The sequence below is a fragment of the Mesorhizobium sp. USDA 3734 genome (assembly GCF_056279665.1).
Genome location: NZ_JBWCCW010000001.1, coordinates 1,312,310 through 1,326,389, shown reverse-complemented (window position 1 = coordinate 1,326,389; position 14,080 = coordinate 1,312,310). Strand labels below are relative to the sequence as shown.

At 59.6% G+C, this 14,080-nt stretch carries 12 protein-coding genes; all 12 read right to left on the bottom strand.

What is annotated here, in order from left to right:
- Window positions 1-130: 130 nt before the first annotated feature.
- Complete coding sequence (locus tag ACZ89F_RS06265; RefSeq protein ID WP_476090887.1) at window positions 131-1,153, bottom strand: ABC transporter permease; 1,023 nt, start codon at window positions 1,151-1,153, stop codon at window positions 131-133.
- Entirely contained in the window at window positions 1,150-2,664 is a 1,515-nt protein-coding gene (locus ACZ89F_RS06260; RefSeq protein ID WP_476090886.1) for a sugar ABC transporter ATP-binding protein, read from the bottom strand. Before ACZ89F_RS06260 ends, ACZ89F_RS06265 begins: the two co-directional genes overlap by 4 nt.
- 66 nt (window positions 2,665-2,730) lie before the next feature.
- Window positions 2,731-3,762 (bottom strand): substrate-binding domain-containing protein, encoded by a 1,032-nt coding sequence (locus ACZ89F_RS06255; protein WP_476090885.1) that lies wholly within the window; start codon window positions 3,760-3,762, stop codon window positions 2,731-2,733.
- A 79-nt stretch (window positions 3,763-3,841) separates the two neighbouring features.
- On the bottom strand, window positions 3,842-4,621 hold the full coding sequence (locus ACZ89F_RS06250) for an enoyl-CoA hydratase/isomerase family protein (RefSeq protein ID WP_476090884.1): 780 nt from the start codon (window positions 4,619-4,621) through the stop codon (window positions 3,842-3,844).
- A 5-nt stretch (window positions 4,622-4,626) separates the two neighbouring features.
- Complete coding sequence (locus ACZ89F_RS06245; RefSeq protein WP_476090883.1) at window positions 4,627-5,394, bottom strand: 3-ketoacyl-ACP reductase; 768 nt, start codon at window positions 5,392-5,394, stop codon at window positions 4,627-4,629.
- 20 nt (window positions 5,395-5,414) lie between these two features.
- Complete coding sequence (locus ACZ89F_RS06240; protein ID WP_476090882.1) at window positions 5,415-6,275, bottom strand: carbohydrate ABC transporter permease; 861 nt, start codon at window positions 6,273-6,275, stop codon at window positions 5,415-5,417.
- Complete coding sequence (locus ACZ89F_RS06235) at window positions 6,275-7,321, bottom strand: carbohydrate ABC transporter permease (RefSeq protein ID WP_476090881.1); 1,047 nt, start codon at window positions 7,319-7,321, stop codon at window positions 6,275-6,277. Before ACZ89F_RS06235 ends, ACZ89F_RS06240 begins: the two co-directional genes overlap by 1 nt.
- Window positions 7,322-7,414: 93 nt before the next feature.
- On the bottom strand, window positions 7,415-8,701 hold the full coding sequence (locus ACZ89F_RS06230) for an ABC transporter substrate-binding protein (RefSeq protein WP_476090880.1): 1,287 nt from the start codon (window positions 8,699-8,701) through the stop codon (window positions 7,415-7,417).
- Between the two features lie 157 nt (window positions 8,702-8,858).
- A complete protein-coding gene (locus ACZ89F_RS06225; protein WP_476090879.1) occupies window positions 8,859-10,139 on the bottom strand; it encodes an ABC transporter substrate-binding protein in 1,281 nt (426 codons plus the stop codon).
- Window positions 10,140-10,200: 61 nt separating this feature from the next.
- Window positions 10,201-11,724: an aldehyde dehydrogenase family protein gene (locus ACZ89F_RS06220; protein WP_476090878.1), complete on the bottom strand. Its 1,524-nt coding sequence runs from the start codon at window positions 11,722-11,724 to the stop codon at window positions 10,201-10,203.
- A gap of 79 nt (window positions 11,725-11,803) precedes the next feature.
- Window positions 11,804-12,982 (bottom strand): Gfo/Idh/MocA family protein, encoded by a 1,179-nt coding sequence (locus ACZ89F_RS06215; protein ID WP_476090877.1) that lies wholly within the window; start codon window positions 12,980-12,982, stop codon window positions 11,804-11,806.
- 12 nt (window positions 12,983-12,994) lie between these two features.
- Complete coding sequence (locus tag ACZ89F_RS06210) at window positions 12,995-14,071, bottom strand: LacI family DNA-binding transcriptional regulator (RefSeq protein WP_476090876.1); 1,077 nt, start codon at window positions 14,069-14,071, stop codon at window positions 12,995-12,997.
- Window positions 14,072-14,080 lie beyond the last annotated feature (9 nt).

The following is a 14,080-nucleotide window of genomic DNA, read 5'->3' as shown; positions in this document are numbered from 1 at the left end:
ATGAGTTGAACAATCACAAGCAGCCCGAACAAAAGCGCAAGCAAGACGATGAAGGAACGGTTGGACAGGAGGGCCAGACCGAGTCTGGCCTGCAGGCTCGCCGCGCTGCTGCTCGTCGTGTTGATGTGTGTCACAGCGTGCTCCTCCCGGCGAGCTGGAAATACCCTGCAGCCATCACGATGCCGACGAGGAGGCCGCCTTGGACAACTTCACCGTAATTTGGATCGATCTCGAGGAAGATGAGGATCGCGGGAATGAACGATAGAATGTAGGTCCCAACCACCGGTCCGAAAATGTGGACGCGCCCGCCAGTCAGGCTCACGCCGCCCAACACGATCGCTGCAATGCTTGAGAGCGTGTAGTGGGCGCTTCCCAAAGGCGAGCCGATGCCCGTCGTCATGACGAGAAAGAGGCCGCCCAAAGCGCAGAACAGACCGCCGATGGCGTAGGAAGCGACAACCGATCGCGTGACGTCAACCCCGCTGCGAAAGGCCGCCGTCCTGTCGCTTCCGACAGCCTGAATGCGAAGGAACAGCCGCGTCCGGCTGATCGGGACCCAGATCAGAATCACGACTGCCAGGAGCAGGACCAGAGCATTGGGAATCCACGGCAATAGCTGACCGGCGCCAAGCGCAACGAACTCGTCGGGCGCGCCGCCGCCTGGCTGGTTCAGGATCAGCAGCGCGACGCCGCCCCAGATAAAGCCGGTCGTCAACGTCACGACGACGTCTGGAACTTCCGAGGCGATGATGATGAAGCCGTTCAGGGCGCCGCACAGGGCGCCAATCACAAGAACCACAAAAACGAGCACACATGTTTCGGAAATCGACGCACCCTGCATCGTGCGCGCGGCAAGGACATTGCTGACAGCCATCAAGGAGCCGACCGAGAGATCAATACCCCCGCCGACCACGACGCATGCCTGAGCCGCGGCAGCCAAGGCCAGAGGCAATGCGACCAACGCCAGGGATTGGATATCGAAAGCGCCAAAGCCAGGATGTATCCAGGCGGCCAGGCCGAGCAACGACGCGAAAACAGCAGGCAGCAGCAAAGCGGTGCGATGGCGCACAAACCAAGCTTGCATAGGCTGGCCGACGATATCATTGCGGCCATTCGAGATCACATCGCCGTGTTTGTTCAGAGAGGAGTTCATGCTGACGCCACCTGGCTGGAGACAATGCCGTGCGCCATCTTGAGCAGGCTGGCTTCGTCCGCTTGGGACGCTGCGACCTCACCGACGATTTGGCCACCGAACATGACGAGAGCTCGGTCGCATGCAATCGCAATCTCGGCCAGCTCGGAGGTATAGAGCAGTACGGACGCTCCTCCCGCAGCCACCTTCCGCAGCAGTGCATAGATCTGGCGCTTTGTGCCAACATCGATACCGCGCGTCGGATCATAGCAAAGCAGGACCTCAAACCCTGAGGCCATCCAGCGCGCAATGACAACCTTCTGCTGGTTTCCGCCGCTCAACAGCCTGACTTCGGATCCCACCCTGGTATCGACTTCGAGTTGACTTATGGCCTGGGCGGCTCGCCTTTTGTCGGCCGTAAGGGAAAGCTTGGCCCAACCACCGATTTTGCGGATGTCGGGAAGCGTGACGTTCTCGCGCACTGACCTGTGCGGCAGCAGTGCCTCTGTTCGGTCCGCCGGGACGAGTGCAATGCCTGCATCGATCGCGTCGGCGGGATGCCTGAGAACCAAACGTTGGCCTCGCCGCTCGATCCGACCGCTATCGGGTATTCTTAAGCCGGCAAGGCATTCGAACAATTCATGCTGACCCTGCCCCTCCAGAGCCGCAATTCCCAAGACTTCCCCTGCCCGCAGGGTGAAGCTCACATCACGCAGGCGGTGCATGACGCTCAAATTGAGAACGTCGAGTTGGGTCCTGACATTTGACGCCTGCACCGCCGATGGCGCGCTCGCAGAAGCGTCCAACCCATGGGCGGCTGGTCCCAGCATCAAATTGACGATATCGGTCTCATGGCCGGCGACCGGGTCAATCACACCCACCGTATGGCCGTCGCGAAGAACCGTGGCCCGATCGCAAATAGATGAAATCTCGGCGAGCCGGTGCGAGATAAAGATGATCGAGCGGCCCATATCACGCCATGCGCGGACGGCATCGAACGCCAGTTCGGCAAGATCAGCAGACAGCGATGCGGTAATCTCATCAAGCATCAGGATCTGCGGATCCGAGGCCAGCGCGCGGGCAAGATCAATCATCCGCAATGTCGCCAGAGGCATGTCGCCGGCGCGCCTCCCAGGGTCAAGGCGGTCCAACCCAAACTTTGCAAGCCAGGGTCCGCCCTTGTCGAAATCAACGCCGGCCACACGAAAATTGTCACGAATGCTGAGGTCGGGCACGAGGGCCGGATCCTGATAGACCGATACGATACCGCTTTCGCGCGCCTCTCGTGGCGAGCGGAACGACCGCGCCTCGCCGTTCAAAAGCACAGTGCCGCCATCGCCACGCAGCGCGCCTGTCAACACCTTGACCAGTGTGCTCTTGCCGGCGCCATTTGCGCCCATCAATGCGTGAACCTCGCCGGGCATCACGGATAGCGATGCGCTCCGCAAGGCTATGACCTTGCCGAACCGCTTCGCCAGACCACTTATGTCGAGGACAGGGGAGTTGCTCATAGGCAGTTTAAGAACCTGCATTCACGGTGCGTCCTGGACCGGGGCGCCGCCTGGCGGCGCCCCGGAATTTGATGCGAATCCTCGAGATCAGGGACCTTCGCAGGCCAGCACGTCCTTCGTCTCGTAAGTGGTGTAGGGTTTGAGCTCGACCGCGACGCTGTAGTACGGATCGAGAGAGGGGTTGTAGGCCGCCTTGAGCTTCGCCACGCTCGCCTCATCGACGTTTGTCCAGACTTCCGGGTCGAGTTTCACGGCCTTTTCGACATGTTTGCCCTCAAGAACATCCAGAGCGACCGCCAGCCCGGCGCCGCCGATCGCCGCGGGATTGGTGACCGCCGCCCCTGTCAGGCCCGCAGCCTTGAGGTCGACGAGTTGGCCAATGAACGAGTTGTTGTCGGCACCCACAATCAACGGATAGGCAAGTCCGGCGGCCTTGTAGGCTTCGACCACAACCGCGTCCTGGCCAGTCGTGAAAATGCCATCGACTTTCTGGCCAGAAGCGATGATGTCCTTGGTCTTCTTGGAGGTCGTGTTCAAGGACCAGCCGTTGAACACGGTCGTCACCTTGATGTTCGGATAGGCCTTCATCGCGTCGGTAAAGCCCTGGTGTCGATCGTTGTCGGCAGGCACGCCGTCGATGCCACGCATCTCGACCACCGATCCCTTGCCGCCCAATCGCTCCGCCAGCCATTTCGCACTCGTGGCTCCGTAGGCAACCTGGTCGTTGCTGACGACATAGGCATCAGGCGCCGTGACCGCTTGATCGACCGAGACGACGACTATGCCTCGCCCCGCCGCCTCCTTGATCACCGCGTTCAGCGCCGTCCTGTCAGACGGGTTGATGATGATGGCATTCGCACCGGCAGAGATCAGATTGCGAATGTCGGCGATCTGCTCGGTTGGTCCGGCATTGCGGTTGGCGAGGATAACCTTCTTCACGAGGCCCGACGCTTTCGCTTGCGCCTTGATCGAGCAGATCATCTCTTCACGCCAGCCGTTGCCAATCAGCGTATTGGAGACGCCTACCACGTAGGATTTCCCTGCCGCCTGCGCGTGGCCAACGCCTATTGCGATGAGCGCCATCGCAAGTCCTGTTCCGATCTTGGACAATTTCATCATTTTCTCCTCCTTGGTTTAGTCTTGATGGAAGCGCTTACATTCGGCGCGACATGGCAATACGGTCGCCAAATCCGTTGCGTCATTTCCCCTGCCAAGTGGGGGGGCGTTTTTCTGCAAAGGCCGTCATACCTTCCACCCGGTCAGCCGACTGAAAGAGCCTGAGCAGAAAATCACGCTCGGTTCGAATGCCATCGGCAATTCCGGTTTCATCGGACTGCCGGATCAGCCTTTTGGTCGCCATGACTGACAGGGGAGCATTTCCAGCAATCTTCTCAGCGATCTGGATTGCGGTGGCCTCCACCTTGTCGTCATCGACAACCTCGCAGGCAAGACCAATCGCCTTGGCCTCGGTTCCGCTGACCGGCTCCCCTGTCAGCAGCATCTTGGCGGCCTGCTGGCGTCCGACCAGGCGCGGCAGGCGCTGGGTTCCGCCGTCTCCCGCTAGACCTCCGATCTTCACCTCCGGTTGCGCCAACCGTGCCCCCTCGCCCACGACCATCAGGTCGGCAACCATCGCGAGTTCGCAACCGGCGCCGAACGCGACGCCACGCACGGCCGCAATCAGCGGCTTGGGAAACGCTTCTATGCTGCGCCACGCCGACAGCCGCTCCGTATCAAGGATGGCTGCGATACCACGCTCGTTCATCTCGTGAATGTCGGCACCGGCGCAAAACGCCTTGCTGTCTCCCCCCAGCACAACGACGCGGATCTCGGCTGACGCAGCCGCTTCGCCAAGGCGATGCGCCAGGTCGATGACGAGAGCAGCGGTGAGCGCGTTGCGGCGCTGCGGACGGTTGATCCGCAGCAGCATGACAGACGGCACGGGACGTTCGACGAGGAGGTGATCTTGCTCAGACATTGTACTCACAACCGGTACATGTGGAGACCGCCATCGACATTCACGGCGTCTCCTGTGGAGAAGCGGAAAGCTCCAGTGGCGAGGACCGCCACTGCCTCCCCGACGTCCGCCGGAGTGCCCCAGCGCCGCATGGGAACCAGGCCTTCCTCGATGACCCGGTCATATTTTTCACGAGAGGGCGCCGTCATATCCGTCATGGTCATCCCCGGGCGAACCTCGTAGACATGAATATCGGCTTCCGCCAGACGCGCCGCGAACAATCGCGTCATGGTCGAAAGCGCCGCCTTGGTCATGCAGTAGTCCGGGCGATTGAGGCCCAATATCTCGACATTCACCGAAGTGATGTTGACGATCGAGCGAAAGGTCCCCTCGCCACGGGCGGCCTGCGCAATCACCCTCTTTGAGAAAGCCTGCGTGAGCAGGAAAGGGGCGCGAAGGTTGACGCGCCACGACCGATCCAGACTGTCGATGGGAAGATCCAGCATGTCACCGCGCACGGTTGAAGAGACCCCAGCGTTGTTGACCAGTGTGGTCAGTGTCCCCAGTTCCACCGCTGCGTCCAGAATGCTGCCATGCGCTGACTCATCGCCAATGTCGGCGGCTACGAAACGTGCCATCACGCCCTTCTCGTGCAAGGCCGACATGGTCTCGCGTGCTGAGGCGTCGTCTTCGATGTCGACGACAAGGATGTTGAACGCCCTCGAAGCAAGAGCATTTGCGATGGCTCGGCCGATGCCGCGACGGGCGCCTGTTACGATGGCTACGCCTGTCATCTTTGCCTCCGATCGACCGGTCATGATTTCACCGATCCTGACACGAGCCCTCGAACGAAAAAACGGCCCATGACCAGATAGACAGCGGCTGTCGGTAGGGCGGCGATAACCGCGCCAGCCATCACGACATTCCAATCGACGGAGTAGTTTCCTGACAGGTTAGTGAGCGCCACTGTGATGGGCTGTGATGATGGGTTGGGTACAAGCGTCACGCCAAAAAGGAAGTCGTTCCAAATGTTGGTGAACTGGAAGATTGCCGCCACGACGAAGCCTGGCGCCGACAAGGGCAAAATGATCTTCCAATATATGACGAGAACATTGGCTCCGTCGACACGAGCAGCCTCGATCAAAGAACGTGGAATACTCCTATAATAATTGCCGAAGATCAGGATATTGATGCACTGGCCGTAAATAACATGCACCGTGATCAGCCCTGCCAAAGTGCCGTAGAGCCCAATCTTCTGCGCAAAAAAAACCAGCGGAATGATAATGCTCTGATAGGGGATGAACATTCCAAATATGATGAGGGTCGAGATTACGTTCGACCATCTTATGCGCCAAAGAGAGAGCACATAACCTGTGATGGAACCGATCATGCACGAAATCACCGTCGCGGTCCCTGCGACGATGAGACTGTTCATGAAGGACGGTGCCAGTTTCTCCCATGCGCCGGAAAATCCACCGGTGCCAAGATGCGACGGCAACGTCCACATCGAGGCAACGGACACTTCGCTCGCCGTCTTCAGGCCATTCGCTACCATCATGTAGACCGGCATGAGGAAGAATGCCGACAGCAGGATCAAAAGTGCGTAGGTCAGAACTTGCTTGACAGGCAGGCGGCTCTTGCGGACGGACGCGATGTTTGAAGCTACTGCACTCATCACGAGTCCTCCCGCATGTTGCGAATGAGGTAGGGGACGACGACCACGCCGACCATGAAAAGCATGACGAGCGACCCGGCTGCCCCGACTCCGTACTTCAATGCGCGGAAAGTAATCTCGAATACGAAGATGCCGGGAACATCCGTGGCAAATCCGGGGCCCGGTCCGGACATTGCATAGACCAGGTCGAAAATCTTGAGCGAGACGTGCCCGAGAATGACGAGATTGATGACGGTAAACGGCGCCAGCATTGGCCAGGTGATCTTGCTGAAATAGGTCCACCCGCTTGCGTTGTCGATCTGGGCGGCCTCGCGGATATGCGCGGGGATGGTTGCAAGGCCAGCCAGGAATGTCGCCATGGCAAATCCGGCCAGTTGCCACGACGCAGCAATTGCCACCGCGATCAACGCGACGGGCACACCAATGTCGAATTGCAGCTGCGCGACAGATGGGAAGATGTTGGAGAGAGCCTCATTCAACGGAGGCCACACCGTGGGGTCTGTCAGCCATCCGGGCTTGAATGGATCGAGGCCGACGGCGAGCAACAGATTGTTGATACCAAGAACGTTGAACAGCTCGTTGATGCCGGTTTCAGGATTGAAAATCCATCGCCAAGCGACTCCCGTCACGATGAACGAAATGGCGTACGGAAACAAGAAGATGGTCCGAAACAGGCCCTTTCCCCTGATTTGGCGGTCGACCAGCAGGGCGAGCACCAGCCCCAGTCCGACCGAACCCACGAGGAACAAAACCGTGAAAACCACGGTGTTGCGGAGGTCCATCTGAAATCTCGGGTTGCCAAACAGCTCCGAATAATTCTTCAGCAGAGGCGTGGAAAACCCGCCGCCAAGATTGACCGCTGACCAGTCAGAGAGTGAAATGAGCACCGTCAGCACGATGAACACATAGACAAAGATCAGTGTCGTCACGATAACCGGTGAGATGATAAGTACCGGCGCTAACTTGTCCCACAGGAAGCTGCGTCTGGCAGAAAACTTGAATGACTTGTAGTCGTCGGGGGTCACGACGCTTTCTATGATGGCCATGTTTCCTGCTCTTCATGGAACCGCGCCCTGGCGCCCGTTCCGCGTTAGGCTCAACGAACTGGCTCGCCATGCGAGCCAGTTCGAACGCTTGGTTCAAATCTTGATGGCGTCTTGCGCGGCCTTCAGCGCATCGGCGAAACGATCGACGTTCTTGCTCACTACGAAGGAGGTGAGAGCATCAGCGCTAGCCTGCACGAACGAGGCCGGCACCTGTTCGCCGTTCACGCTGGAGCCGGTGAACTTGTTCGTCGCGAACTTGTCGTAGGACCACTTCAGGTACGGGGGCAGCTTCGACTTGTCGATGTCGAGCCTCGGCGCCACCGCGCCCTTCTTCAAGCTGAAGGCGAGCTGCGCCTCGGCCGAGCCGATCGCCTTCAACCAGTTCCGGGCCTCGACGGCATTTGGCGCGCCTTTGGCAACCGTGAAGCAGTCGGTGACGATGATGAAGATGTCGTCGGTGCCGGGATGACTGACCCATCCGAAATCCACGTCGTCCTTGGCGCCTGCTTTGACGAACTCGCCATAGGCCCAGTCGCCCATCATGTTGAAGGCCGACGAGCCGTTGATCACCTTGCCCACAGCCTGATCCCAACTCAGGGCGGAATGATCGGGATTCTGGAATTCCAGCATCCGCAGGTGAATCTTCATCGCCTCCTTCATCTCGGGCGCATTAAAGGCGAGTTCACCCTTCCACAATTTCTGGGTTTGGTCGTAGCCGAGAACGCCGTTGAAGGTGTTCTCGAACATGCGCTGATTGGCCCAGATGCCGTTGTCGCCGACGGCGAGTGCATTCACTCCGGCCTTTTGTAACTTCTCGGCGGCTGCGAAGAATTGATCGAACGTCAAGGTGTCGCCGATTTCGATACCGTTCTTCGCAAGCACCTTCTTGTTAAACCAAACCTCGTTGCTGCGATGAGCGCCGGTGTTTACGCCATAGTAGCGTCCGTCTTTGCGAATGAGATCGAGCACCGCGGGCGGGATCTTGTCGATCCAGCCTTCGCTTTCATACAGATCCGTGATGTCCTCGGCGAAGCCAGGCGCGGCGTAGGTGTCGAGAAGCGCGCGCCCGCTGATGGTCTGCCAACTGTCGGGCGGATTGCCCCCCGAAAGACGGGCCTGCAGAACCGGCAGGGCATTGGTGCCGCCCCCGCCAGCCACGGTCGCGTTGACCAACTCGGTGCCGGGGAACGTTTTCAGGTAGGCAGACGTCAAGGTTTCCAGAGCGGCGGCTTCGCCCCCGGACGTCCACCACGAGAAAATCTCAAGTTTGCCTGCCGCCCAAGCCTTGGTGCTCGGTCCAAAGATCGAAGCAGCTGCCGCTCCGCTGGCCAAGGCCAAGCCGTCCTTCATCACACCACGACGCGTCACCCTGTTGTTCACTGAAGTCCTCCCTGGATAAAAATGCGGTTTTGCAGTCTCGCAGCGGCGCAATCATCGTTCAGACGATGAGCGTGCCATTGGCGTCTCCGATCACTCGCGATTGGCCCGACCTGTTGCGTTTCGGAGCCGCACCGCGGCGTGCGGCTCCGAACGTTGATCAGCTCTTGATGGCGTCTTGTGCGGCCTTCAGCGCATCGGCGAAACGATCGACGTTCTTGCTCACCACGAAGGTCGTCAGAGCATCGGTGCTTGCCTGGATGAACGAGCTGGGAACCTGTTCACCGTTCACGCTGGAGCCGATGAACTTGTTCGTCGCGAACTTGTTGTAGGACCACTTCAGGTACGGAGGCAGCTTCGACTTGTCGACGTCGAGCCTCGGCGCCACCGCGCCCTTCTTCAAGCTGAAGGCGAGCTGCGCCTCGGCCGAGCCAATCGTCTTCAACCAGTTCTGGGCCTCGACGGCATTTGGCGCGCCCTTCGCTATCGGGAAACAGTCTGTGACGATGATGAAGATGTCGTCGGTGCCGGGATGGCTGACCCATCCGAAATCCACGTCGTCCTTGGCGCCTGCTTTGACGAACTCGCCATAGGCCCAGTCGCCCATCATGTTGAAGGCTGACGAGCCGTTGATCACCTTGCCCACAGCCTGATCCCAACTCAGGGCGGAATGATCGGGATTCTGGAACTCCAGCATCCGCAGGTGAATCTTCATCGCCTCCTTCATCTCGGGCGCGTTGAAGGCGAGTTCACCCTTCCACAATTTCTGGGTCTGGTCGTAGCCGAGGACACCGTTGAAGGTGTTCTCGAACATGCGCTGATTGGCCCAGATGCCGTTGTCGCCGACGGCGAGTGCGTTCACCCCGACCTTCTTCAACTTCTCGGCGGCTGCGAAGAATTGATCGAACGACAAGGTGTCGCCGATTTCGATACCGTTCTTCGCGAGCACCTTCTTGTTGAACCAGACCTCGTTGCAGCGGTGGGCGCCCACATGCACGGCGTAGTAGTGACCATCTTTGCGAATGAGGTCGAGAACCGCGGGAGGGATCTTGTCGATCCAGCCCTCGCTTTCATACAAATTTGTGATGTCCTCCACGAATCCTGGATCGACATAGGAATTGAAGAAGGCCGTCCCAGTATTGCCCTGCCAACTGTCAGGCGGGTTGCCGCCGGCCAGACGAGCCTGCAGAACCGGTAGCGCATTGGTACCGCTGCCGCCCGCGACAGTCGCGTTGACGAGGTCCGTTCCTGGAAACTTCTGAGCATAGGAGGAAGTCAGGGCATCAAGAGCCGCTGCCTCGCCGCCGGACGTCCACCAGGAGAAAATCTCGAGCTTCCCGGCGGCCTTGGCCGGCGTCCATCCGGCCGAACCGATTGCCGTCCCGCCAGCGAGCGCCAAGCCGGTCTTCATCAACCCGCGACGGGTGAATTTTGTTGTCATTTCACTTCCTCCCTTTCGTTGTCTTGGTCTACGGCTGGTCTTCTCCAGCCGGTCCAAGTTGCTACGAGCGCGGAACCCAGCGGTCCTTCAGCGGCCCAAATTGAAATTGCACCGTCTTGAGTTCCGTGAATTCTTCGACGGCGAAACGCCCCTTCTCGTGTCCCACGCCACTCTGTCGATGCCCGACCAGCGGGAGTTCGGCGGCGCCGGCGATGTAGGTGTTGATTTCCACGGTGCCGGAACGGATTTCGCGCGCGCATTGAAAGGCGGTGTCGACGTTGCTGGTCCACACCCCAGTCGCCAGCCCGTAAATGGTGCCATTGGCGATCCGAATGGCGTCGTCGATCGTGTCAAACGGGATCACCGACAGGACAGGCCCGAAGATCTCTTCCTGGGCGATCCGCATGGATGGCGTGACGTCGGTGAAAACTGTCGGCTCGACGAAGTATCCGGCGACGCCGTTCCGTTCCTCGTTGGCGACCCCGCCAAGAACCAGCTTGGCACCCTCTTGCTTGCCAGTCTCGATGTAGGAGGTGATCGTGTCGTACTGCTGCCGCGAAATCACCGGCCCCACCTTGACGTGCGGGTCCAACGGATCGCCGAAGGGCACCGACTTCATCAAGCCCGCTACAGTCTGGGAAAAGCGGTCTGCGATTCCCCTCTGAACCAAGAGTCTGGTACCGCTTACACAACACTGACCCGCATTGTGCAGGATTCCGAATGCGACCTTGTCTGCCGCAGCATCGAGATCCGCGTCTTCGAACACAATGTGCGCAGCCTTGCCGCCAAGCTCCAAGGAGACACGCTTGAGTGTGTCGGCGGCATAGTGGCTGATGGTTTTCCCGACGGCGGTCGAACCGGTGAATGACACCATGGCCACGTCGGGGTGCTTGCACAAGACCGATCCAAGGGCCGAGCCGGAGCCCGCGAGAATGTTTACGACCCCCCGCGGGAGTCCTGCCTCGAGAAGAAGTTCGCCGAGCCTCAGGGCCGTACCCGAGGTAAGCTCGCTCGGCTTGACCACCGCCGTACATCCGACAGCCAGTGCAAACGGTAGCTTTTGGCTGAGGATGAGGAGTGGGAAATTCCACGGCGTGATCATCGCCACCACACCAATCGGCTGGCGAAGTACCAAGCCCATCGTCTTGTCCCCGAGGGAATCGTAGGTGTCGCCGTAGCAATGGCGCGCCAGGGTCGCGGCATATTCCCAAAGATCAACGGAGACGTCGATCTCGCCCTCGACGGACGACACGGGCTTTCCACCCTCCAAGGCCTCGATAAGCGCCAGTTCGCTTCGATGCTCGCGGATGAGATCGGCGACCCGCAGGAGCAAGCGTGCTCGCTCTGCGCCTGTCAGGCGCGGCCAGGGGCCTTCGTCGAAAGCGCGCTTCGCCGCGGCGACTGCCTTTTCGGCATCGACTTCACCTGCCCTCGGATACCGACTAACGGCGGCGCGGTGCGCCGGACTGTTCCGCTCTATCCACTCGCCCGAACTGCCGCTCTCCAAGCTCCCATCGATCAGGAGCTTAAACTCACGCGGTTGCTTGGGCGTCAGCCAGACTTTTGCGTCAGCTATCTCGTTCATGTCTTCTCGCTTGGATCATCATTCCACCTATCAAGTCGTCGGCAATGTAACCGCTTACAGAAGATTGTCAACAGGGTCATTACACGGCGAGATGAGTCCACCTGCCGTCATTCCGGTTGGATTCCAGGGCAGCGGCACATAGAGCTACGCCGCGCAAGCCTTCTTCCAGATCGGGATAAGGGAAATGCGCTGATGGAGACCGATCGCCTCCAGCTTCCGCCCCTACGGCATCCGCGAAGTCGCTGTACAGGATAGCCAAGGCTTCCAGATAGCCTTCCGGATTTCCCGCCGGAAGCGTAACCTCACCCGCTCCAGCCGGCGTCATGGTCCTCTGCCCGCGATGCAGGATCGAATCGGGCTCTCCCAAGCGGCCGATAAACAGGGTCTCTGGCGCTTCCTGCCGCCACTCGAGGCTTCCTCGCGTGCCGACGATCTTGAATCGCAATCCGTTTCTGTGTCCCGGAGCGGCCTGGGTCGCCCAGACGAGGCCTGAAAACCCGTGATCAAAACGCAATTTGAGGATATCGTTGTCGTCGAGTTGCCTGCCCTCAACCGTTGTAAGAAGGGTCGCCGACAGCTCCGAGACACGGGCTCCGGTGACAAATTCCAGAAGGTTGAAGGCGTGGGTTCCGACGTCGCCCATTGTCCCTGTTGGCCCGGCTTTCGTCGGGTCAGTGCGCCAACCATCTGCTTTGGCTCCCAAATTCTCCGGTTTGTCGGCCAGCCACTCCTGTAGATACTCTGCATAGGCGAAACGGATTGGACCGATGTCGTCAGCCAGAATCCGGGCGCGCGCCTCGCGCACCATCGGATATCCGCAATACGTGTAGGTCATTCCAAAGAAGACACCCTGGTTCTTTGCCAGTTTCCTAAGTGCCTTGGCCTCATCGAGGTCATTCACCAGCGGCTTGTCGCAGATAACACCGATGCCGGCCTGCAGAAGGGTATGACAGGCCTCGAAATGAAGGTGGTTCGGGGTGACCACAGCGACCGCCTTCACACCATCGGCGCGGCCTCGTTCCTCGCGCGCTAGAGTGGCGGCATCCGGGTACACACGCGTTTCCTCGACGCCGAGAGCGCCGCCAGCACTCATCGATTTTTCCGGATCAGAGGAAAAGACCCCTGCGGCCAGATACCACCGGTCGCTCAAGCGCATCGCCGCCCGGTGATAGGGAGCGAAGAACGATCCGGCCCCACCTCCGATCATACCAATTGGTAAGCGCTTACAATTTTTGAGGTCTGAAGCTAGCCGGTACATTTGTGAGTCTCCCTACGGTTTTGTTGAGATTGGCTCGGCGGTCGAACCGCGCAGGATCAGTTCGGGTGCCGGCACATTGCCCAGGACCGCGGCCCGCCCCTCGAGCACATCGACCAGATACTGGCCAGTCATCGTTCCGACCTCGGCATCCGGAACCCGCATGGTCGTAAGACCAGGGTCCAGTAGTCGCGCCATGTCGACATCATCAAAGCCGGTTACCGAAACATCGCGCGGCACGTCCAGTCCCATGGCGCGCGCCTGGAGCAGACAACCGATCGCCAGATAGTCGTTGCCGCAGACTACGGCTGTCGGCGGATCGCCGGTCGACATGATGGCCTGAAACGCCTTCATGCCGTCCTCAACTTTCCAATTTCCTTCGACGAAGTGGCGCGGGCGTATAGCCAGACCTTGCTCAGCCAGTGTATCCCGAACGCCTTCCTGTCGGGCTCGCGCGCGGTCATTGAAAACCGTCGACTGAGCGATGAGACCGAATGAACGGTGCCCAAGCTCGATTAGATGCTGGGTGATCAGGCCAAAGGATTTATAGTTGTCGTAGCCGACAACCTGTCGCGTGGGAACGCTACCAGGCGCCACGTACAACAGCACATGCGGCGTCTTTTGCCGGTCCATGAGCGCGAACAAATCTTCGGGCTGATCGGCGCCGACGAGAACCAAGGCCTCCACCCCGCGTTCGACCATTGTCCTTGCCTGGTGGGTTGCGGACCCACGATCGTAGTGTGTGCAACTGATCAGCAGATCGTAACGCGAAGCCGAAAGGGTAGCCTGTAACCTCTCGACAATACGGGCGAAGTTCTGGTGATCCAATGTGGGCATGATCGCCCCGACGGTGCGCGTACGGTTTGTCGCCAACGCGATTGCCGATGCATTTGGAACCCAGCTCAAGCCCTCGATGGCCCTTTGCACCCGCTCCCTGACTTCGTCGGAAACCACACCGGGCGTGTTAATGACCCGTGAGACGGTGGCCGTGCTGACATTTGCTGCCTCGGCGACGTCTGCGAGGCGCGGTTGTTGGCGGCTGCCGCTCTGCACGCGGCTTCTCGGCACTTTGTCGTTTCGAGAAATCGTCACGCCTTTTCC

Bases quoted from the DNA above. Each gene is read 5' to 3' on its own strand.
- ACZ89F_RS06265 (WP_476090887.1), bottom strand. From the start codon at position 1,153: ATGAACTCCTCTCTGAACAAACACGGCGATGTGATCTCGAATGGCCGC.
- ACZ89F_RS06260 (WP_476090886.1), bottom strand. From the start codon at position 2,664: ATGCAGGTTCTTAAACTGCCTATGAGCAACTCCCCTGTCCTCGACATA.
- ACZ89F_RS06255 (WP_476090885.1), bottom strand. From the start codon at position 3,762: ATGATGAAATTGTCCAAGATCGGAACAGGACTTGCGATGGCGCTCATC.
- ACZ89F_RS06250 (WP_476090884.1), bottom strand. From the start codon at position 4,621: ATGTCTGAGCAAGATCACCTCCTCGTCGAACGTCCCGTGCCGTCTGTC.
- ACZ89F_RS06245 (WP_476090883.1), bottom strand. From the start codon at position 5,394: ATGACAGGCGTAGCCATCGTAACAGGCGCCCGTCGCGGCATCGGCCGA.
- ACZ89F_RS06240 (WP_476090882.1), bottom strand. From the start codon at position 6,275: ATGAGTGCAGTAGCTTCAAACATCGCGTCCGTCCGCAAGAGCCGCCTG.
- ACZ89F_RS06235 (WP_476090881.1), bottom strand. From the start codon at position 7,321: ATGGCCATCATAGAAAGCGTCGTGACCCCCGACGACTACAAGTCATTC.
- ACZ89F_RS06225 (WP_476090879.1), bottom strand. From the start codon at position 10,139: ATGACAACAAAATTCACCCGTCGCGGGTTGATGAAGACCGGCTTGGCG.
- ACZ89F_RS06220 (WP_476090878.1), bottom strand. From the start codon at position 11,724: ATGAACGAGATAGCTGACGCAAAAGTCTGGCTGACGCCCAAGCAACCG.
- ACZ89F_RS06215 (WP_476090877.1), bottom strand. From the start codon at position 12,982: ATGTACCGGCTAGCTTCAGACCTCAAAAATTGTAAGCGCTTACCAATT.